1 protein-coding gene is annotated in these 925 nt (G+C 70.6%); it reads left to right on the forward strand.

Translation table 11 applies throughout. The features are described from left to right. Positions 1 to 913 (forward strand): 2-oxoglutarate dehydrogenase, E2 component, dihydrolipoamide succinyltransferase (gene sucB, locus IIE03_RS02310; protein ID WP_192861111.1); only part of this gene is annotated, 913 nt, incomplete at its 5' end. Positions 914 to 925: the final 12 nt, after the last annotated feature.

The raw sequence follows: 925 nt of genomic DNA on the forward strand, positions 1-925 counted from the left end.
GCTGGTCCGCAAGCTCGCGGCCGAGAAGGGCGTGGACGTCTCGACGATCACCGGCACCGGCGTCGGCGGCCGCATCCGCAAGGAGGACGTGCTCGCGGCGGCCGAGGCGAAGCAGGCGCCGGCCGGTGCTCCCGCCGCGGCGGCGCCGTCGTCCCCGGCGGCTCCGACGACCGTGCTCGAGGTGTCGCCGCTGCGCGGCACCACGGAGAAGATGTCGCGCCTGCGCAAGGTCGTCGCCGAGCGCATGCTCGAGGCGGTGCAGACCCAGGCCCAGCTCACCACGGTCATGGAGGTGGACGTCACGCGGGTGGCGCGCCTGCGGGCCCGTGCGAAGGAGTCGTTCCTGGCACGCGAGGGCGCCAAGCTCACGTTCCTGCCGTTCTTCACGCTGGCCGCGGTCGAGGCGCTGAAGGCGTACCCGAAGATCAACGCCACGATCGACACCGAGGCCGGCACGATCACCTACCACCCGTCGGAGAACGTCGGCATCGCGGTGGACACGGACCGCGGTCTCGTGGTGCCGGTGATCAAGAACGCGGGCGACCTGAACCTGGCCGGCATCGCCCGCCAGATCCAGGACCTCGGCTCACGGACCCGGGCGAACAAGGTCACGCCGGACGAGCTGTCGGGCGGCACGTTCAACATCACGAACACGGGCTCGGGCGGGTCGCTGATCGACACGCCGATCGTGCCGGGCGGCCACGCCGCGATCCTCGGTACGGGCACGATCACGAAGAAGCCCGTCGTGGTCACGGACGCCGACGGGAACGACTCGATCTCCGTGCACCAGATGGCGTACATCTTCCTCTCGTACGACCATCGCCTGGTCGACGGCGCCGACGCGGCCCGCTTCCTGACGGCGATCAAGAACCGCATCGAGGAGGGTGCGTTCGAGTCGGAGCTGGGGCTCTGACCTGAGCGGCCC

The sequence above is a fragment of the Myceligenerans pegani genome (genome assembly GCF_014892515.1).
Classification (GTDB): domain Bacteria; phylum Actinomycetota; class Actinomycetes; order Actinomycetales; family Cellulomonadaceae; genus Myceligenerans; species Myceligenerans pegani.